General features: G+C 53.7%; 12 protein-coding genes. 5 read left to right on the top strand and 7 right to left on the bottom strand.

Going from position 1 to position 20,643, the window contains the following annotated elements:
• Nucleotides 1–111 precede the first annotated feature (111 nt).
• A complete protein-coding gene (locus tag FF011L_RS15115; RefSeq protein ID WP_145352484.1) occupies nucleotides 112–2,667 on the bottom strand; it encodes a DUF1592 domain-containing protein in 2,556 nt (851 codons plus the stop codon).
• 11 nt (nucleotides 2,668–2,678) lie between these two features.
• Nucleotides 2,679–3,962: a DUF1552 domain-containing protein gene (locus FF011L_RS15120; RefSeq protein WP_145352485.1), complete on the bottom strand. Its 1,284-nt coding sequence runs from the start codon at nucleotides 3,960–3,962 to the stop codon at nucleotides 2,679–2,681.
• A 314-nt stretch (nucleotides 3,963–4,276) separates the two neighbouring features.
• Here FF011L_RS15120 and FF011L_RS15125 point away from each other — a divergent pair, with 314 nt between their 5' ends.
• The 4 genes from FF011L_RS15125 (at nucleotide 4,277) to FF011L_RS15140 (ending at nucleotide 10,161) form a co-directional block, all read left to right on the top strand.
• Nucleotides 4,277–5,020, top strand: coding sequence for a TMEM175 family protein (locus FF011L_RS15125; RefSeq protein ID WP_145352486.1), 744 nt, complete (start codon nucleotides 4,277–4,279; stop codon nucleotides 5,018–5,020).
• Nucleotides 5,021–5,082: 62 nt separating this feature from the next.
• Nucleotides 5,083–7,227, top strand: coding sequence for a glycogen debranching protein GlgX (gene glgX, locus FF011L_RS15130; protein ID WP_145352487.1), 2,145 nt, complete (start codon nucleotides 5,083–5,085; stop codon nucleotides 7,225–7,227).
• Nucleotides 7,228–7,293: 66 nt separating this feature from the next.
• Complete coding sequence (locus tag FF011L_RS15135; protein ID WP_145352488.1) at nucleotides 7,294–9,447, top strand: AGE family epimerase/isomerase; 2,154 nt, start codon at nucleotides 7,294–7,296, stop codon at nucleotides 9,445–9,447.
• 96 nt (nucleotides 9,448–9,543) lie between these two features.
• Nucleotides 9,544–10,161 (top strand): DJ-1/PfpI family protein, encoded by a 618-nt coding sequence (locus tag FF011L_RS15140; RefSeq protein ID WP_218932651.1) that lies wholly within the window; start codon nucleotides 9,544–9,546, stop codon nucleotides 10,159–10,161.
• A 468-nt stretch (nucleotides 10,162–10,629) separates the two neighbouring features.
• Here the strand turns inward: FF011L_RS15140 and FF011L_RS15145 are convergent, their stop codons facing one another.
• From FF011L_RS15145 to FF011L_RS15160, 4 genes are read right to left on the bottom strand one after another with little or no spacing between them, the layout of a single operon-like run.
• Complete coding sequence (locus FF011L_RS15145; RefSeq protein WP_145352489.1) at nucleotides 10,630–12,018, bottom strand: DUF1501 domain-containing protein; 1,389 nt, start codon at nucleotides 12,016–12,018, stop codon at nucleotides 10,630–10,632.
• Nucleotides 12,019–12,043: 25 nt separating this feature from the next.
• Nucleotides 12,044–14,923, bottom strand: coding sequence for a PSD1 and planctomycete cytochrome C domain-containing protein (locus FF011L_RS15150; RefSeq protein WP_145352490.1), 2,880 nt, complete (start codon nucleotides 14,921–14,923; stop codon nucleotides 12,044–12,046).
• On the bottom strand, nucleotides 14,913–16,553 hold the full coding sequence (locus FF011L_RS15155; protein WP_145352491.1) for a FecR domain-containing protein: 1,641 nt from the start codon (nucleotides 16,551–16,553) through the stop codon (nucleotides 14,913–14,915). Before FF011L_RS15155 ends, FF011L_RS15150 begins: the two co-directional genes overlap by 11 nt.
• Complete coding sequence (locus FF011L_RS15160) at nucleotides 16,550–17,110, bottom strand: sigma-70 family RNA polymerase sigma factor (RefSeq protein WP_145352492.1); 561 nt, start codon at nucleotides 17,108–17,110, stop codon at nucleotides 16,550–16,552. Before FF011L_RS15160 ends, FF011L_RS15155 begins: the two co-directional genes overlap by 4 nt.
• A gap of 800 nt (nucleotides 17,111–17,910) precedes the next feature.
• On the opposite strand from FF011L_RS15160, the gene FF011L_RS15165 reads away from it, so the two are divergent.
• Nucleotides 17,911–19,248 (top strand): acetylxylan esterase, encoded by a 1,338-nt coding sequence (locus FF011L_RS15165; protein ID WP_145352493.1) that lies wholly within the window; start codon nucleotides 17,911–17,913, stop codon nucleotides 19,246–19,248.
• Nucleotides 19,249–19,305: 57 nt separating this feature from the next.
• On the opposite strand, the gene FF011L_RS15170 is transcribed toward FF011L_RS15165, so the two are convergent.
• Complete coding sequence (locus FF011L_RS15170) at nucleotides 19,306–20,580, bottom strand: metallophosphoesterase family protein (RefSeq protein ID WP_145352494.1); 1,275 nt, start codon at nucleotides 20,578–20,580, stop codon at nucleotides 19,306–19,308.
• Between the last annotated feature and the right edge of the window lie 63 nt (nucleotides 20,581–20,643).

Raw genomic sequence — 20,643 nt, forward strand, 5'->3', positions numbered from 1 at the left:
ATTCACAGCATCGTAGGAATTTCGATTCGTTACCGCACGTCAAACGCCCACACATCCCCGCAGTTAACGATTCCCCGACCACGAGAGACGATTGGCCAACCCAATCGCGCATTAGCGGGACCGAAAAACGGAACTTGTCAAAACCTCCACCAGCATGGTTTCTAAGCCATAGTTGTCCGCCTTCACGCGTTCGGTGATATCGTCGATCACGTATTGATCCGCCTGCTCCATATGTCGCCCGGTGGCGTATGCGAGCAGTTTTTTGATCAACGTTCGTGTGAACACATCCAGCCGACTTGCTACCAACACCTCTTTGAACTCAGTGAAATTGGCAAAGGATTCTCCGGACGCCAACTTTCCTGACGAATCGATTTTTGCGGCTTCCCCTTTACCTTTCGGTTTCGGGTACTTCGATCGCCACCGCCCAATCGGATCAAATGTCTCAAGCGCAAAACCGGGTGGATCCATGTTCCGATGGCAGACATAACAGGTCTTGTCTTCGCTATGTAGTGCCAGGCGTTCACGGATGGTCGTCGCCCCACTTACGTCGGCATCGATGGCCGGCACCGAATCAGGTGGTGGTGGCGGTTTCGCATCCAAAATATTCTCCAGCACCCAGACGCCACGGGTCACCGGCGACGTTTCTACTCCGTTTGCGCTAACGGTCAGCACTCCCGCCATCCCCAGCAGACCGCCGCGATGCGAATCATCAGCCAGGTCGACTCGCTGAAAACCATCCGCCAAACGGAGCGTTTCCCGCTCGGGCAAGCGATATAGTTTTGCCAAATTCTTATCAACAAAGGTGTAATCCGCATCCAAGAAATCGGCCACGGAGCCATTGCTGTCTAGCAAATGCCGAAAGAAAAGCCTCGCCTCACGCTTCATCGATTCCGGCAGGTTTTCTGAGTAATACTCGGATGCGGCTCGACGGGGCGGAGGCTGATTGCCAAGCTCACGCAAGTTCAGCCAACTATCGAGAAAACTATTAACAAACTCGTTCGACCGCTCGTCGCGGACCATCCGCAAAACCTGTTTTTTCAATTCAGCAGGGTCAGCCAAATCGCCCGTCGCAGCAACGGCATAAAGTTCGTCATCCGGCGGTGCGGACCAAAGTGCATACGAAAGCCGCGAGGCAAGATCATAGGGGTGAAGCTGAGTGTCATCCTCAGGCGTGATTTCACTCAGGTACAAGAATGCAGGGGAACAGAGGATCATCTTGATCGTATCGAGGGCCGCCTGCCGAGAGGTTGCCTCTTCGGAAAGCCGCTTCTTGTAAAGCACCTCAATCCGGCTTCGATCGGCATCATCCAAGGGGCGACGGTAGGCTTTCTGAGCGAAAGCGTACAGCTGGTCCAAAGCATGATCGCTTTGAAAACCATCCTTTCCAAAAACCGCGACCTCTTCCTTGCCTCGTTGAGGCTCTTGGATCGGACCGTCAATTTTGATTTCACCGATCTTGATGTGCGGCAGTTCTCCCTCACGAAGAATATGAGTCCGGCGGACACCGCTTGCCGCTTTCTTATCTTTAAATTCGTCTTTGTATTTCTTATTCACCTCAATCACCGAGGCCCGTGATTCGTAGGGACCATTGGGAAAGATGAATCGAGGTGTCTGCCCCTTGTCCAACCACACCCGAAAACTTAACCATTCTGGTTCATCGTCGGGAACGATTGCGGTCCCAAGAATCGGCTCGATCGCTTGCGGGTAATGGATATGTCCCTTGGTCGCATCGCCAGGCACAACGGCAAGTTGAAAGGGCTCCGAAAAGTCGATTCGGAAAATCTTGGAATCGTAGTGGGTATCGCGATGCATCGCCTGCGCGTGCACCTTGATGTCATACAGTCCCGATTCCGGTACGCCTTCCAAGAAGTCTTCGATGTGCCCGTAGCCCCCTTGCCGAGTATCCGTATTCGGTTGCTCGTACAGGGCGAGGTACTCGTACTTAAAGAAACTCCGGTGAGCCCCAGAGAGTTCTTCATACTGCAAGAAGTGGTCCGTGAAGTGCCAAGACTTCGGTTTCATGGCCGATTTACCAAGCCGCAGCTCCACCAACCGTGAAGCGGCTTGGAAATACTGATCAAGCAAGAATCCGGAAGTGACCAGGGCACCGCCGATATTGTCCATGTGTTCGCTGGTGTTCTCTTTCGGAAAATCGGCCGTCAGCCCAAGCGTGTCGACTCGGCGGCCGAACAGGGTGGCCAGCGTATTTTCGTATTCGCGATTCGACAGCCGGCGAATCACGGTCCGAGCCCCGGAACTTTGGATTTTGCTTCGCGCATCGGCGATACCTTCGCGGAGCGTTTCCAGTAACGCCAGTCGCTGCTCGTCGGTCGGTTGCTCCGCATCTTCGGGAGGCATTTGCCGGAGCGTCATTTGATTGACAATTTCCCTAGCGGAAATCAGCTGCGGCTCGGTGGAAAGCGGTAACGCAAACGTTTCGAATTCCCGTTCGCCATCGGCCGTCGCAGTGTCATGACACTGCAAACAATACTTACCAAGGAAATCCGCAACCGCAGCTTCCGGTTTTGCGGCGTTCTCTTTGGCAGCGGCAGTCGCATCACTTGGTTCTGGCTTATCTGCCCAGACCGAGCCTGAAACCGGCAAACAAACCGAAGCGACCAAAGCGATCCGAACGACCGTCGTTCGGAACGCGACACAAAGATCCATGAAATTCCTACTCACGAAAAGGTACCGGTACTGGTCCCGAACGCCTCTTTTTCGACTCCCATTCGCTGGGCAATGTCAAGGTAAAGGTTGCACAACGGAACCTTGCCCAGGCCACTGGAAGCGGCCTTCTTAAATGTCCCACCACCGTAGCCACCACCGGCTAATAGGATTGGCAGGTCCGTGTTGGTGTGAGAGTTAGCACTTCCCATCCCGCTACCAAACAGAACCGCAGTCGATTCCAGCAACGATTGCTCGCCATCCTGAATCTGAGCAAGTCTGGTAAGGAATTTCCCGTACTGTTCCAGTTGATACGTTTCCAGCGTAAGCAGGTGAGCGATAACCTTTTCGTCGTTCCCATGATGCGAAAGACCGTGATAGGCTTTATCGATCCCCAAATGCTGAGGCAAGAAACTGCCCCCAATTTCGAGGGTGGCAACTCGAGTCGAATCGGTTTGCAGGGCCAATGCGATCAGCTCGTACAACATCGGCAGATCCTCGACCGTATTCTGGTCGGCAGGTCGATCGAACGGAGCTTCGGGCTTGGGGTGATCCGCCCAGCGTTGGCGGAATTTCAGACGTTTTTCCACGTCACGAATCGAGCTGAAGTACTCGTCCAGTTTCCCCTTGTCTTCCTGATTGACTCGCTTCGAGAGTGTCCCCGCCTCTTCCAGCACGGAATCAAGGATCGAAGCCTGTAGCGCGTTCGCTTTCTTTTTCTCAACGCGTTGTTCTTTGGACTCGGTGACAAACAGTCGTTCAAAGAGTTCGGCGGGACCGGTGATCGGTGGGACACGAATTCCCGACTTCGTCCAAGAAAGCTGGCAGCCACCGTGGATTCCACCTTCGGATCCGACCGTCAGCGAAGGGAAACGCGTTTGCTCACCGATCTCGTCGGCAATGAACTGATCGATCGTCACATTCCCATCGGCACGGTTTTTCGACTCGTGATGCAGCAGACCGGACAGAAAGGTATGGACGGCAAAATGGCCACCTCGAAGTCCATGATCCAGGCCGCGATAGACCGTAATCTGATCGCGATTATCTGCCAGCGGTTTCAGCAAGGTCGTCTCTTCGAAGCCTTTTCCCTCGGTTTCAGGGAAAAAATGCTTTTGCTGGAATCCCAACAGGTTGCCGATTGCAACAAATCGACGAGCACCGACTCCGGCTCCACTTGTCTTGGCCACCGCCAATTCACCATTAGCGGCCGCAGCAGCCATCGAAGGGAGGGCAGGAAGCGCTAGGGCCCCGGTGAGGGACCGCAATACAAATCGGCGACGATCAAAGTTTTTGCTCATACCACCATTCTAGCCAAAAAGGTTGTCACAGAAAGCGAGTTCGGTCCCCAATATAAGGGGAAACGGCCTTTCGAAAGAGCCCAACCCTCTAGATCGACGCGAAAAAACGAAAGTCACTCCCCCCATCAGGCACAAGACTCTCAGCTTCAAACTCCTCGGAAAACGCACCGTCAGGGGCGGGTTGTAGTGAACATAAAGATTCTAGTTAGCCCGTACGCCGCCTCGTCCCGTTTTTTCCTAGTCGATTGACCGTTCACGGTTTTCGACGACCTAACAGTTAAGGTCCGAAAAGAACTAAGGAACGAGAAATTGCAATGCATAGTCATCTGATTCAGAAAGATCGCCTTGCCGCGTTAAGCGACGGAGTGATCGCCGTGATGATTACTTTGATGTTCCTCGGATTCGAGGGGACGTATCAAGAAATCCGTGATGCCAAATCGTCTGCGGAAATCTGGGCGTTGATCGGACAACAGATGCCTCAGTTCCTCTCCTACTGCCTTAGCTTCATCTTCATCGGTGGCTACTGGCTAAAACAACATCTGATTTTTCTTCACATCGGTCATGTCGACCGAGTGTTCATCGGATTGAATTTTTTGTTTTTGATGTGTATTTCCATGGTACCCATTGCAACCGATTGGCTGGTGGAATCAGCCAATCATGAATTCAATGCGATCTTCGTCTTCTATGCCCTCTGGTACACGGTCTGCAGCCTCGCGCTGGCGGCCTCTTGGGCGTGGGCAACGACAGGCCGCCGCTTAGCGACGCCTCATCTTCGAACCGAAACGGTCCGTTCCATCTATTTCCAAATCGCCGCAAGCATCGCAGCTTGTCTGTTTGGTGTCGCAGTCTCTTACGTCGACATCCGACTGGGCATGATCGCGTTGACCGTCACAGCACTGGCGATGCTTTGTCCTCTCCGATCAGACGGTCACTGGCTTCAAGCGGACAAAGAGCTGACCGAACACGTCGCACGCCCCCCCAAAGCGTCTCGGGAACCCTTCCATGCTCGCCCCGTGACGCCGTCATTGGAAATTCCTGAAGAAGCTTTTGCTACGTAAATAAATCGGCCGAGCCACCATCCCATCCCAATCCACTTTTATCACCCTAGCGGATACATCTCATGCAACTCCCCAGCACCACTCATTCGGCCGTTACACCCGCCTTCGCACTGGGACCATCCTCCACTCCGGATCCGGTTGCATTTAAAGTCGAAGCGGGCAGTCCCCATCCACTTGGCCCCACGATTGACGACCTGGGAGTCAACTTCTCAATCTACAGTGAGCACGCGACCTCGGTCGAACTGCTTCTCTTCCGAAATCATGACGACCGTCAACCCTGCCAAATCATCCAGCTTGATCCGGCCGTCAACAAAAGCTTTCACCTTTGGCATGCCTACGTTTGCGGACTGAAACCAGGTTTCTTTTATGCCTATCGAGTCGATGGCCCCCAAGAAGTTCACAATGGGCACCGTTTTCAACCTAGCAAGGTGCTGATCGATCCGTACGCACGCGGCATTTCAAAAGCGGTTTGGAATCGCGGAGACGCTTGTGGCGACAAAGACAATCTTGAAACCAGTCTTCGCTGTGCCATCGTGCACGACAACTATGACTGGGAAGATGACAAACCGTTGAATCAACCAACGGAAGAACTGGTGATCTATGAAATGCACGTAGGAGGCTTCACCAAAAGCGATTCCTCCGGAGTCGCCTATCCCGGCACCTTCCGGGGCGTGATCGAAAAGATCCCCTATTTACAAGAGCTAGGTATCAACGCCGTCGAACTACTTCCCGTCTTTGAATATGACGATGTCGAAGTCCTGCGGACAGTCGATGGGTCCCCCAAGACCAACTATTGGGGCTATAGCACGATGGCCTTTTTCGCACCGCATTCAAGCTACTGCGAAAGTCCCAGCACAGGGCAGCATGTCCACGAGTTCTGCGACATGGTCAAAGCCCTTCACAAAGCGGGCATCAGCGTGATCCTGGACGTGGTGTTCAATCACACCGACGAAGGCAACCACATGGGACCGACCTATTCCTTCAAAGGAATCGACAATTCAACCTATTACCATTTGGTCCCCGGTCAAGAACAGTACTACAACGATTTCTCCGGCTGCGGGAACACGCTTCGCTGCAACCATCCGGTTGGAGAAAAATTCATCGTGGACTGCCTGGAATACTGGGTTGAAACCATGCACGTCGATGGCTTTCGTTTCGACGAAGCCTCCGTCTTGACTCGCGGAGAAGGCGGAGTACCGCTTGAGAAACCACCGCTGATTTGGAATGTCGAACTGTCTGACAAACTTTCTCAAACGAAAATGATCGCCGAAGCATGGGACGCGGCCGGACTGTATCAAGTCGGCTATTTCCCAGGAGAGCGTTGGGCGGAATGGAACGGAAAATTCCGTGATGACGTTCGCGACTTTGTAAAAGGCGAACCCGGACAACTGGGCTCGATTGCCAAGCGGCTAGCTGGCAGTGCCGACCTCTATCAAAGCCGGTCCCATGAACCGGTCAACAGCGTGAACTTCATTAACTGTCACGATGGCTTCACGATGAACGATTTGGTCAGCTACAACGGAAAGCACAATGGCGCCAACGGAGAAGGCAATCGCGACGGAGTCAACGACAACGCCAGCTGGAACTGTGGGTGGGAAGGCGCCACCACGGACGCGGCGGTCGAACAACTACGTGAACGCCAGATTAAGAACTTTGCCACTATCCTAATGGTCTCGCAGGGCGTACCGATGTTCGTCGCCGGAGACGAACATCGACGTACCCAAAAAGGGAATAACAACGCCTACTGCCAGGACAACGAATTGAACTGGGTCGACTGGAACCTTCTGGATCAAGAACAATCGATGTTCCGGTTCTGGAAGCGGGTGATCGCATTCCGGAAACAACATCAATCGCTCCACCGCGCCCGCTATTTCACGGGTGACGTAAACCAGCGTGGGATCGCGGACATCGCATGGCATGGTCCCGAAATCAATCAACCGGGCTGGCACGATCCGTGTGGCCGGGCTCTCGCCCTAACGCTGGGAGGTTTTGATGCCGAAGACGACCTTCATATCATGCTGAACATGCACTGGGAAGAACTTGCCTTCGAACTGCCTTGCGTCGCCGGGCGGACTTGGCGCCAGGCCATCAATACCGCGTTGCCTTCGCCTGAGGACATCTGCGAATACGGCAAAGAAGTCTCGATTGCAAACGAAAAAACATTCCATGTTTCCGGCAGAAGCATCGCCGTACTGGTTTCCAAATAGCCGTTCATTCTTCCTTATCCCATCGAAAACAAGCATTTACAAAACTCCTATCCAGAGCAATTTCAAATGACCAAATCTACCTTCACTTTCTCGGACCTTATCGCCGGTTACGTTACCAACGTCGGCAGCGACTCCAACAGTTTTGGACTTCGCACCAGCGATGGTCGTGAATTTCTTGTCAAGCTGACTCCAACGGTTTTTGCCGAGTTCATTCGCAACCTTGGCGAAGGATACCGAGACGCCTCGGCAAGCCTGGAAAGTTTGTTGACAGAAGGTCAATTCCTGTTCATCTATGGCGTCTTCTACCCGGAAGGCGAGGGGACTCCACAAATCGAAGCTAAACACATTGTGTTTGCAGGCGAATCGACCGAAGACTACCGATTTGAAGAGCAGGACTGGTGGATCAATCAGGTTCGCCAATTGGCCGACTACTACTTGGATCACGAATTTGGCGACGGGCCAATCGATTACGAAGAATATCGCACCAACCTGGACATCAGTGGCGACAAATCAAGCTCGGGCCGCCAGGAAACCGACACGATTTCACGCCTAGTATACGGGTTCGCTTCGGCCTATTTGATGACCGGCGAAGACCGCTATCTAGAAGCCGCTGAAAAAGGGACGACTTACCTGCGTGAAAACCTTCGCTTCAAGGATCACGACAATGACGTCACCTACTGGTACCACGCCGTTGACGTCAAAGAAGATGGAAGCAAACACAAAATCTTGGCCTCTGAGTTTGGTGACGATTACCACGCGGTCCCATGTTACGAACAGATCTATGCCCTCGCAGGCCCCGTCCAGACCTATCGGATCACCGGTGAAAAGCAGATTCTGGACGATGCCGAAGCAACCATCCGCACCTTCGATAAGTACTTTAAGGACTCCTCGGAAAAAGGCGGGTACTACTCGCACATCGATCCCGTCAGCCTAAGTGCCCACGATGCGTCGCTGGGGAAAAATCAAGCGAAGAAGAATTGGAACTCCGTGGGCGACCACGCTCCGGCTTACTTGATCAACCTGTTCTTGGCCAGCGGCAAAAAGGAGTACGCCGACTTCCTTGAATACAACTTTGATTTGATCGCAGAACACTTCCAAGACTACGACAACAGCCCCTTCGTCCAAGAACGTTTCTTTGACGACTGGTCGAAAGACCAAACCTGGGGATGGCAACAAAATCGCGCGGTGGTCGGGCACAACTTGAAAATCGCCTGGAACCTAACTCGCATGAACAGCGAGCGATCCAAAGCCAGCTACGAAGGAATGGCAGAGAAGATCGCCAGCGTCATGCCAGCGGCAGGAAGTGATCAGCAGCGTGGTGGTTGGTACGACGTTATGGAGCGAGAACTACAAGACGGCGAAGAAAACCACCGGTTTGTCTGGCACGATCGCAAAGCATGGTGGCAACAAGAGCAGGCGATTCTTGCCTACCTGATCCTTGCGGGTGTGACCGGCAATCAAGAGCATCGTCGCTTGGCTCGGGAATCGGCTGCATTCTACAACGCCTTCTTCTTGGATCAAGATTCCGGCGGCGTCTACTTCAACGTCCTCGCCAACGGACAGCCGTACGCCCTGGGAACCGAGCGTGGCAAGGGCTCGCACTCCATGGCCGGTTACCACTCGTTCGAATTGGCTTACCTGGCTGCGGTTTACACCAATCTATTGGTCACCAAACAACCGATGGACTTTTTCTTCAAACCGACCGTTGAAGATCTTGTCAATCAAGAACTTCGCGTCGCTCCCGACATGTTGCCCGCAGGCAGCGTGAAACTGGCGCAAGTTTGGGTCGATGGTCAGCCTCACGATGACTTCGATGCCGAACAGATGATCGTCCGTTTGTCCGACTTCACCGGCAGCGTAAAGGTCCGAGTCAAACTGATGCCAGCAGACGCTTCGTTCGGAGCCGACCTGTTGGAAGTGACCGGCAAAGAGGCGACGATTTCACTGTATGGCGATTTGCAAGAATCCAACACGCAACTGCTGATCACCGCTTTGGAACAGGTCCACGCACAAGGCGTGACGATCGTCCGTCTGCAAGCTCGCGACCTGAACAGCATCAGCTCAAACGCAATCCGTGCGATCGGGATGGAACTGGAAAAATTTGGCTCGGAGTTCTCGCTCCGCCTTTGCGACGCAAATGAGAAGATCACTTCGGCGATGCAAGATAGTGGTCTGGCAGCCGAAATTCGCTTGGAAACCGAAGCATTGGCCACCTCGTAATCCGCTCACTGATCTTGGGGCCGAACGGTCGTTCGGCCCCAAGACGATGTGATTCACCCAACCCGACCGTGTCCCCCACCACGCTAAGAATCATCCATGATGCAACAACCCAAACCAAAGATCGGCGTGCTGATCGAAGAACACTTCGACCCTAGCGAATTCCGCCGATTCAACGAGTATTTTCCCACGCAAGGTTTCGAAGTCGAATACCTAAGTCACCTGTGGGGTAATGACTCGCTCACCTTCACCAGTAACCCAACCGATGGCGTTATTGAAGAAAGCGTGACGGTCCATACCGATGTCCAAGAAGTCTCTCCGCAGGATTACGTCGCCGTCATCTTGATTGGCGGCTATGCGATGGATCGCTTGCGGTACCAAGCAGAAATTGTCCCCGGTCAACCTAACCAGGCTCCTGCGGTTCAATTCCTGCGGAAGTGCGTGGCATCGAAAGATCTTAAAATCGGTACGATCTGCCACAGCCTATGGCTCTTCTGTGCAGACCAACGTCTGATTGCCGGACGCAAAGTAACCTGTGCCCACAACGTCGTTTGCGATGTCGCAAATGCGGGCGGATTGGTTCAGTACGATGGGAACCAAACCCAGGAAATGGTAATCGACGGTAATCTGATTACCGGAAAGCACCCTGGCATGGTCGACCGATTTATGGAAACGATCATTCAAGAGATCGAACAAATGGTCGCGGTCAGTAGCTAAAAGCCCGGCGATGCTGTTTCTTTCCGCGGGGCTCGTCCCAGTCGGTACAACAACTGGCAGCGACGCTGTTGGTGCGTCCCTGTTCATCTTTTCCACCGGCCCCCCAAATCGCCTAAACGATTCGGGGCTGGCGGAGAACTGCATTTCGATTGCATAGAAGAGCAGATGCCAGTTGTTAGTCCGCCAGGGCAAGGACGGAAACGAAACTCTTCCGGAAGCCTCCGTGCTAGGAGCGTCGACGCAATGAATCTCCACCCGCTGCGCAAGCGGATAATTGATTTAGTGATTGTCGCCTTTCGCTCGGGAGGTGAAATCGATTAGCGACGTATTGCCGGTCTGTCCACGCTCTGGCGGGCACTAGCTAGGTGACTGCCGTAGCTAACGTCGCCAGACGGTGGTGCCCACTCGAAAACCGCAACTTATAGACATCACGTCCCACAACGTTCACATCCCATCTCGGCCGATGCATCAAGCGATCAGTTCTGGGATCACCTCGCCGCCGAACTGGGACAACTGTTTAAATCGCCCCCCATGTAAATAAGTCAGCTTGTTGTCGTCCAATCCCAGCAATCGCAGCAGGGTAACGTGTAAGTCGCGAATCGGATGGACACACTCGACGGCCGTCGAACCAAGTTCGTCCGTCCCACCAACCACGCCCGGCTTTATGCCGCCGCCGGCGAACAACATCGTCATCGCTTGACTGTTGTGCCCACGACCGAGTGAGTAGACCCCGCCACGCTTATTGTTGTCAGGCGTCCTTCCGAATTCCCCCGTCCAGATCACCAACGTATCTTCCAACATCCCGCGTTGTTTGAGGTCGCGAATCAAAGCAGCGATCGGTTTGTCGACGCTTTTAATCCGCGATGCGTGTCCTCGCTCTAGATAGTCATGGCTATCCCAGCCGCCGCTAAAGATCTGTACGAAGCGAACGCCACTTTCCACCAGACGTCTGGCCATCAGGCATTGGCGGCCGAACACTTGGGTTTCTGCATCGTCCAGTCCGTACATCTCCTGCGTCGCCTGTGATTCTTTTGATAAATCGACCACGTCGGGTACTTCGGTTTGCATGCGAAAGGCAAGTTCATAGTTCTCCATGCGAGCGAGTAATTTCTGGTCCTTTTCGCCGACGTTCTGCAAATGTTGCTCGTTCAGCCACGCCAATTCTTCGAGGGCCCGTTTTTGATGCTGCCGTGACTTAAACGCCTGCGGGGCAAGATCCAGGATCGGCGATCCTTGAGGACGCAACCGTGTCCCTTGGAAGTAGGGAGGCAAAAATCCATTGCTCCAGTTGGTCGGACCACCTTGAGGCAGTGCCAATTCGGTCATGACGACATAACCAGGAAGGTTTTGGTTCTCCGTCCCCAGTCCATAATTCACCCACGATCCAACTGCGGGATCGCCGCCAAGACGGCTGCCGGTGTTCATATGAAAAAGCGCTTCCGGATGGTTCAGCGATTCGGCTTGGCAACCGCGATAATTGCAAAGTTCATCAGCGACATACGGATCGGCCAAGTGATCCCACTGGTCGCACATTTCGATCCCGTTGTTCCCAGCTTTGCGGAACGTAAAGGGACTTCCGACAAAGAATTTGAATCCTCCCTCCTGTCCAAAGGCGAGCTTCGATTCCTTTTTATGCAGACGCGTTAGCTCCGGCTTTGGATCAAACGTATCCATGTGCCCGGGGCCACCTTCCATGAACAGCATGATGACATTCTTCGCCTTCGCCGGAAGCATCGGCTCCTTCGGTGCGAGCGGCGAATCGGACGACGCCTCCGCCCGCAACATCGATGAAAACGCAACCGAACCGAGCGAAGCCCCTAAACCATAGAGGAAGTCTCTGCGACCGAAATTCGACATGATGACCTACTTTAGATAAAGGGAACTAATCGACGTAAATGAATTCGTTGGCATTGAAAAGCAGCAAACACATATCAGCTAACGCCCGTGTGTGTGCAGAGGCCTGATGCGGTTTGCGATCCGCTTGATAGTTTTCAAAGACCGGGAGAATTTCTTCGTATTCAAAAGTCGCTCCGCTGAACTCTTCGACCAGCGAACGTGTAATGGTTTTGGGGTACGTAGGAGGCACCGGGTTCACGCCTTCGTGATAGGCGGCCATTTCTCTCACGTAATCGCCAAGCCGCTGAATTTCCTCAGCCGACGCATCGCGTTGAAAAATCAACTGGAAGGCCTGTTCGATCTGTGCGGGTAGGTCCTTGAATTCGGATTCCAAACGATCCGCCATCGCGATCGAGCGGTCGGTTATCAAATCGCTATTCAGCAGCGTAAAAACCTGCGGCGTCACCGCAGCGGTCTCCCTCAGCTCACACGATTCGTTTGGATTCGGCTGATTGAACAGTTCGGTAAACGGATCGGATTGACCGCGCACATGGTAGGCGTAAATCGTTCGCCGGTTGCGTAGCTCGGGCGTCGGCGAAGGCTGATAAGCGGGCGCCAATGAGAATTGAATCATCCGCGGCTGCAATGCGACCTCCATATTGATTTCCGGCATTACCGGCAGCCCCCCGTCACAGTGAACCAGTTCGCCGGTGGTGGCCAGGATCGAATCACGCAGTTCTTCCGCCGTCAGCCGGCGTCGCGGATAACGGGACAACAATGAATTATTGGGATCGACAACAGCAAGCCGCTCGGGATCCACCGCCGCGTTCCCTCGACGATAGGCATCCGACATCATGATCAGGCGATGCATCCGCTTAATCGACCAGCCTCCCTCAACAAAATCAGAGGCCAGATAGTCCAGCAACGCCGGGTGCGATGGCTTGGCACCTTTCGCTCCGAAATTATTAGTATTGGCAGCGATTCCCTTCCCGAAATGCGATTGCCAGATGCGGTTGACCATACTTCGGGAAGTCAACGGATTCGCGGGGTCCGCAATCCATCTTGCCAATCCCAACCGTCGCCCATCAACGCTTGGCGTAAGCAGATAGGGATCATCGCTCTGAGAAGATACCGACAGTGAAAGGGCGCTTAGCACGCCTGGAAAAACTTGATCTCCGAGAGCCGTCAACGCGCCGCCAATCAGAATGTGATTCTCTGGTTCCGTCGCGGCATCTTTACCGCGTCCGATACGCAATTTACGAGCTCCATTCCAAGCCATCTTGAACTTGCCCGCGTTGTAGACTCCCTGAGCCATCGGTTGATAACGCTCAAGCCTCCGTGTCCAGATCCAGACATCTTGCTCACGGACTTTTAACTGGCCTTGTTCGGCCGTATCAAGCCCCACATGGCGAGCTGGTTTCATTTCATCTGGATCGCCTTTGCGTTCCGCTTCAGGCTTATATGGCAAGTCATGTTCTTTGTACCAAGCGCGTGCGGCGGTTTCTCGCTTATCCACAATCCGATCTTTTTCCGAAGTCGCGAAATCGAGCATCTTTTGGACGTGCATTTTTCCTTCCTGGAAGTGATTCAGATCTTCCTGCGGAAGGAAAGGCACTGCCCGTTCCGCCATTTGCGTTGTCGAAAATGCCGAATAAATCCGGTAGTAATCCCGAGTCGGAAGCGGATCAAATTTGTGGTCATGGCATTTGCAACATCGAAGCGTCTGGGCCAGAAAAGTTTGACCGGTGATATTCACCAGATCGTCCAGATAGATTTGTCGCGCCTCATCATTCTCGATCATGGCATTATCCCATGGACCAATCCTCAAGAATCCGGTCGCCACAATCCACTCCGCTTCTTGTTCGCTGTAGGACCCTTTCAGCTGAGCAGCCAAAACTTCTTTTTCAGATCCTCCGGTACGTCGACGAACCGATTCGTCCGCCAATTCGTCGCCGGCAATCTGTTCAACGATGAAATCGTTGTAAGGTTTGTCTGAATTGAAAGCCCGAATCACGTAGTCGCGATATCGCCACATGTTTGAACGTTCGTAGTCGTTGGACATTCCACCGGTGTCGGCGTAACGTGTCACGTCCATCCAGTGTCGAGCCGCCTGCTCCCCGTAGCGTGGACTATCCAGCAAACGATCGATTAGCGTTTCCCAAGCCTGATCAGGATTCTGAGCATACGCTCCAACAAATTGTTCCACTTGTTCAGGACTGGGTGGCAACCCCGTCAGATCGAAAATTGCACGGCGTATCAAAACCCTGGCATCAGCCTGCGGAGCCGCCTGAAGGTCAGCCTCTTCTAGTTTCGCCTGGACGAAATGATCAATCGCATCATCCCGAGAGATTTCAGGGGGCAAGACGTCGGACGTCGGTTTCACCGGTAGAAAGGCCCATAGGTCTTCTGGCTTATAGCGCCGGTTCGACCACTCGGGCGAAGTCCCGCCACTGGTTTTGAGGATCCAGCCATCATCGGTCACAAGTTGACCAGCTTCTTCATCGCGATACCTCTGCTGCTTGGTTTCATCCGGCCACGGCGCCCCCTGTCGGATCCATTCACGAAAAAATTCGATTTGTGAATCGCTCAATCGGTCGTTTTCCTTGGGCGGCATTTCGTAACCTTCCCAGGTGATGGCCGCGACCAGGGTCCCCTCTTCGGGTTTACCAGGCACAATGGAAGGTTCTTCAGATTCCCCACCATGCAACAGTGCGTCGCGATCGAGGACGCTGAAATCCCCTTTCACGTCCGCTTCGTCACCGCCGTGGCAGCCAAGACATTTATCCTTTAGCAGCGGCAGTACCTTTAGCGTGAACAACCGCTCCGCCGATTCGTCCGCGGAAACATTTAGGGCCCCCGCGGCAACGATCGCGACCGCAGCGATTGCAACTCCAATCGAATGGAGACCAATTGATTTATTGTTCATTAGGATTTCCGATACGATACAGTTGCAAAATTTCGTCAGCGGACAGGGCACCCGAATACAACGCGAATTCATCCATACTTCCATTCAAATTTCGAAGCACGAACTGAGGATCCGTGCGGTACATCGGCTCGCTCCAATTGCAGATCGAAGCGGCGCCAATTTGAATCGATTCCACAAGGTCTTTGTCTGCAATGGGAGCACTGCTGATCGGTTCACCGTTCAGGAAGTGCATGACCCGAGCGTTTTCGACGTCATAGGTCACCGCAAGCATGATCCACCGTCCGCTTAGCGAAGCGTTCCAAATCTTTGGTGAGTAGTAGACCGGTTGAACGGTCTCCGACGGATCGCGTCCAGCTTGGTCCGTTTCTGGAACTTTGACCGAAAAGAAAACTCTTCCGTCCTCCATCCACTGCCAGTGCGGTTCCCGTTCATCATGCCCATCTGTCAAGAACAGGGAATTGTACAAACGGTCCAAGCTATTGATTTTCACCCAGCAGAACATCGTGATCCCCCGGTGTTCTCCTGGCACATTTAACCGCACTCGGCTTCCAATGCGGCTGAAATCAAGCGCCCCTTCACTCCGCCCCCAGCGGTCTGTCGCCTGGGATGCGGCGACAATCGTTCCGTCCGATGCGAGCAAGGGCGAACCATCGGCAAAGTTTTTAAGCTGGCGTGCGCCCGTTCGTCCCGAGTGAAACGGATAGTATGCGACCGTTCGTTTATCGGATTGAATTTGGTTTCGAGACTGCGTCCAAACGGAAAGCCGTAGATGCTGTTTCTTCTGCAGTTGATTTTGGAATTCTGTTGGGCTGACCGTATCGGGCATGGATGTCAACGTTTCCACAGCGTTACCAGAGGTCATCAAGCGCCGGGATACCCCCGCCTGAATCTGAAGCGTTTCGCTGCCATGCGGATGGAGCTGGACTTCCCCATCGACCACATGCACATCGGCCCCTTGGTCATCCACGTCAACACTGAATTCGGTCCCCAGGTCAACCACGTCCCCCGATGATGTTTTAATCCGAAATCCCTCGGCCGGTTCGGGAACACTCGCATGCGCGATTCCCCGCAGCATTGTGACCTGCATCGGAGAATCGATCGAAAAGGAACTGTCCCCCTGAAGCACGATTTGGACGCCACTAAACAATTCGATTTGGACGCGTCCTGATAGTAGATGCAGTTCACCGGAAGGAAGTAAGTCACCATCGTTGATGGGTTTTCCGCCCCAGACGGCGTCATCCTGCCCGCTCAGAATCGCAAAACCACTCGCGGTGCGTTCGGGCGATGCAGCTAGAGGGACATTCGATTCGCCAGAACCTGGATCCGATGGATTTGCATAAAACAAAACCAGCAGTACCGCAGCGATCGCGGCCAACGTTCCAGCGATCATCATCATCCGCCGACTCCGACGGCGAGGATGTTTGCCGACGACCGGACGATCGCGGCCTCCTTCTTCGGCCGCCTGTCGTTCCAACAGCATCGTCAACTGCAAACGCCGATAATAGGTTTGCCGAACCTTGGGATCGACGGTCATTTCCGCCTCAATCCGTAGCAGGTCGGCATCGCTAATCGTGCCATCCAGCAACGAATCGATCAGCAGCAGACGTTCCTCTTGTTTCATTCCGCTCATTCGACGCTCTCCCCGGTGCTTAGCCGTCGCTCGATACACTGCGACAAACCGGTTCGCAGCCGACTGAGAGAGACTTTAATTCCCCCCACCGACCGTCCGATACGGGAGGCCAGATCGGCGATGGTTTCCTCACCGTTGTACCGAGAAAGCAATAAATCACGACTTTCCGGTTTCAATTGTTTGAGGCATTCCTGCAACGCGGCATGCCGATCGTAAAGATCGTCTTCCAATTCGCCAACTTCACAGGCGATTTGATGTTCCAAGTCATCCGAAAATCGCAATCGTGCATCTCTGGCTTGCTGTTTTCGATAGTTCAATACTTCAAAGCGAGCGACCGCTGCGGCCCAGGCCCGGAAATTTGTCCCCGGCTGAAAATCATCCCGTTTCTGCCAGAGCTTAGCATTGGTTTGCTGCACGACCTCTTCCATCCCGCGGTCGCCAAGCATGAGTGCTCGAACCGTTAGCGTGATCGCATTTTGGCCGCTGGTGAGCAACGCAACAAAATCAGCTTCATGGATGGAGCGGGTTTCGCCGTCGGTTGGATTTTTCGGTTCCATACCCACTTAATTCCCAAATGCGATGAAGGGTTAACAAGAAAATGGATGCAGCCGCAAATTCTTGCCCTCAGAAAAAGACCGGTACTCTCCTAAACACTATAAAGAAAGGAACTTACGAAAATCGGAGAGTTCTTTAGAAAAGCCTGTTTCACTGGCATCGTCTGCAGGAGCTACTATCTTCACAGCCCCATTCCGGAGGCTTCACTCCCTGCAGTGATTGTGCCGACCGGACAGACGGCGAAATTTATCTTTGCGGCTTGAAGAGCGTCTCCACCCGCGCGGGTAGCATTGGAAAATCCCGTAGGTCCGCCTCTCCGAGGCGGACAACTTTCACCGTCTCGAAGAGGCGGCGAAATCTATAAATGAAGGGTTTGCAGCAGTTGACGAGTCGACCTGGAGGCGAGTGAACACGTAGCCCGGAGGGGGGCAGATACTTGCCGTCGTCGCAAGTCGTCGGAGTAGAGATCGCGAACAGGAAAGCCCAGCGGGCGACAGACCCAGCCTTGTCTGCCGTCCGCTGGGCTAAAAGCACTGCACTCAGACTCGGACGGGCAGGGCTGAAATCGTCACCTATAAGTTTTACGTCCCACAGAGACGGCAGCTACGCTCGCCAGAGCGTGGACGGGCCGGCAATACGTCACCATGCGATTTCACATCCTCGCCATCCCCGCAACCAGTCTGATGGCGTTGTATAATGGGCTCTCGCACCCGTTCCCCCTGTTTTTTAGCCCCACCTCCTGTTCCGAAACCGTTGCGATCGGTTTTGGTTCTTTGCCCCAGGCACATTTAAGAGATTCCGCATGCGATTACTTCCCACCTGTTCCTTTGGTTCCATCCTTTTTCTGCTCTCCCTGCCAGCCGTTTTTCCTCAATCACAGACGGCGGCGGCCGCTGACGTTGCGGTCAAAATCGTGACCGATCGTGAAAACGCGATCTACGATGTTGGGGAGAAAGCAACGTTTCAAATCTCCGTTGAAGGGGACGACGTTGACGGTACTCTCGATTACCGCGTCGACGACTATCTTGTCGGAGGAACCGACGCGGGGATGCCCGAGGGGAAAGCCGAACTTAGCGATGGTAAAGCAGAGGTGACGATCAGTGGTCAAAAACCAGGATTCCTGCGATGCCAAGTGACTTTCACCCCCGCCGACGGAAAACCGATCAAGGCGGTCGCCGGCGCAGCCTTCTCGCCGACTGAAATCGAACTGAGCATGCCAGTTCCTGATGATTTTGATTCGTTCTGGGATGAACAAAAACGACTTCTTGCGGAAGTACCGCTTGCCGCCGAATTGACTCCCGTAGAGTTCCGAGACAAAACGATTGAGTGTTTTGATGCCCAGATCCAATGCCTCGGTGGTGCCCCGGTTTCCGGTTACTTTGGCAAACCGAAAGATGCAGAAGCCAAAAGCTGTCCAGCGATTCTATGGGTCCATGGTGCGGGCGTTCGCAGTTCCAGCCTTTCCAATGCAGTGAAAGGGGCGACCGCAGGAATGTTGTCGATGGACATCAACGCACACGGACTTCCGAACGGAAAACCTGCTAGTTTTTATGCTGAACAAAGTGGCGGCCCGTTGAAAAATTATCGCCACGCAGGACGGGACAACCGCGAAACGATCTATTTCCGCGGGATGTACCTGCGACTGGTCCGAGCGATCGATTTCTTAACCGCTCAACCAGAATGGGATGGCAAACATGTTGTTGTCGTCGGGCATAGCCAAGGTGGTGGCCAATCCCTGGCCGCAGGTGGTTTGGACAACCGCGTTACGATGATCGCCCCTGGAGTTCCTGCGATCTGCGATCATTCGGGTGTCGTTGCTGGCCGCGTCAACGGTTGGCCCAAACTGGTTCCCAACGGTGAAGATGGTAAACCCGAACCAAAAATCCTCACTGCGGCAAGGTATGTCGATGCAGCAAACTTTGCCTCACGTTGCAATGCGGAAGCGATCATGAGTGTCGGCTTTGTCGACTCCGTTTGCCCGCCCTCTAGCTGCTATGCGGCCTACAACGTGTTGAAGGGGAAGAAGAAAGTGATCAATGAACCTCTGATGGCTCACGCCGCACCGGCTCACATCCAGACAGCATTCTTCAACCAGATCCTAGAACACGTTCAACGACAACCAGCGGAAACCGCTCGTTAGAAAAAGGACTTTCTCGGGACAGCGTCGCAGTGGCGTTGTCCCGTTTTCTTGGATCCATTACGACCAATCGTGACGATGCAAAACGTTCTGATTCAGGTCCATGATTCGGATGCTCATCGTCTCTGTCGGTTTGCGTTTCGCATCAATCACGGTCACCGTTGCTTGCTCCGGCTTAGGCCCACCTCCAACGAATTGCAAAATCGGCATTTCAGGAGTCGCATTGTCAAGCCGTGCTTTGTGCATGTGGCCTGACAGAATCGCTTGAAATTGGGATTCACGTAACTGCGGCAACCAAGCTTGTGCCCCAAATCCACTGAATCCCGCGTACCCTTCAAGCGTCGTACCATCGTTCTGCCCCGGCAGGCCTCGCAAGGGAATGTGGCAGATGGCAATTTTAAACGCGGCGTTCGTCAGACGCGGATCGTCAGCGACTTGCCGGAGCCATTTCGCCTGCCGTCCACGATACGGTTCGTACGCTGCGGTCCCCGCAAAGACCGGATGAGCGTCCGGTTTGTCTTCCCCCGTGTCCAGAGTCACGACGGCGATGTTGCCCACTCGCAAGACTTGGTTGTACGGCAATTCGATCGATTCTGGGCACCCAGCGACGCTCTTGATCGCTTCCCTCGCTCGTTGTCCTCGAACGTCATGATTCCCGTTCGAGAAAAGAAGCGGCCGCGAACTAGCCCATGAGGCTCCCAAATCCTTCGCCGGATTTAACAGGATTTGTGCTGGTGCATCCTTGTCATCAAAGTCATTGCAGGTATCACCATTCCAGATCAGCACATCAGGGTTTAGCTCCGCGATTCGCTGATGCAGCAGCCGGATCGTTTCTAGATTCTCATGGGTGTCGTTGATACTGACAATACGAACGGAGTCTTGGTCGACGGTTGGCAACTTCAACGCATAGACTTCGGTTGCAAATTCGTCACCGCGTTGCAGGGAATAGGCATTCTTGTAAGCCAGAGACTGTGCAACAACGCGATAGTAGATCGGCTGCCCCTTCGGAAACGGTTGATCATGGTGGACCCGAACATGCAACGCCGTGTCATCAGCAGCGATCAAGCCATGATGACTGGCTGTCGCGGTAAAGGTCAAATCATCGCGTGAAAAACCATACTCCACCCACGCGGTCGCAAGACCACTGACCGCGATACTGACACCGAAACTGTCCTCCCGAGGATTCTGAACAACGGGTGGACTGACGATCAACGCACCATTCCCCTCTCTTGATTTCTCAACCTCAGCAGTAAGACCGTCCTGTACGAAACCCACTGTGGAGATACCGACTGCACTGAGTGGAATGGTTCCAAGGAATCGACGTCTGCTGCACATAGGGTCTGCCTTGAGAAATCAGGGGAAAGGTGGGGAAGGGGACGCATCCGAAGAGCCATATTG

The organism is Roseimaritima multifibrata, assembly GCF_007741495.1.
Taxonomy (GTDB): Bacteria; Planctomycetota; Planctomycetia; order Pirellulales; family Pirellulaceae; genus Roseimaritima; species Roseimaritima multifibrata.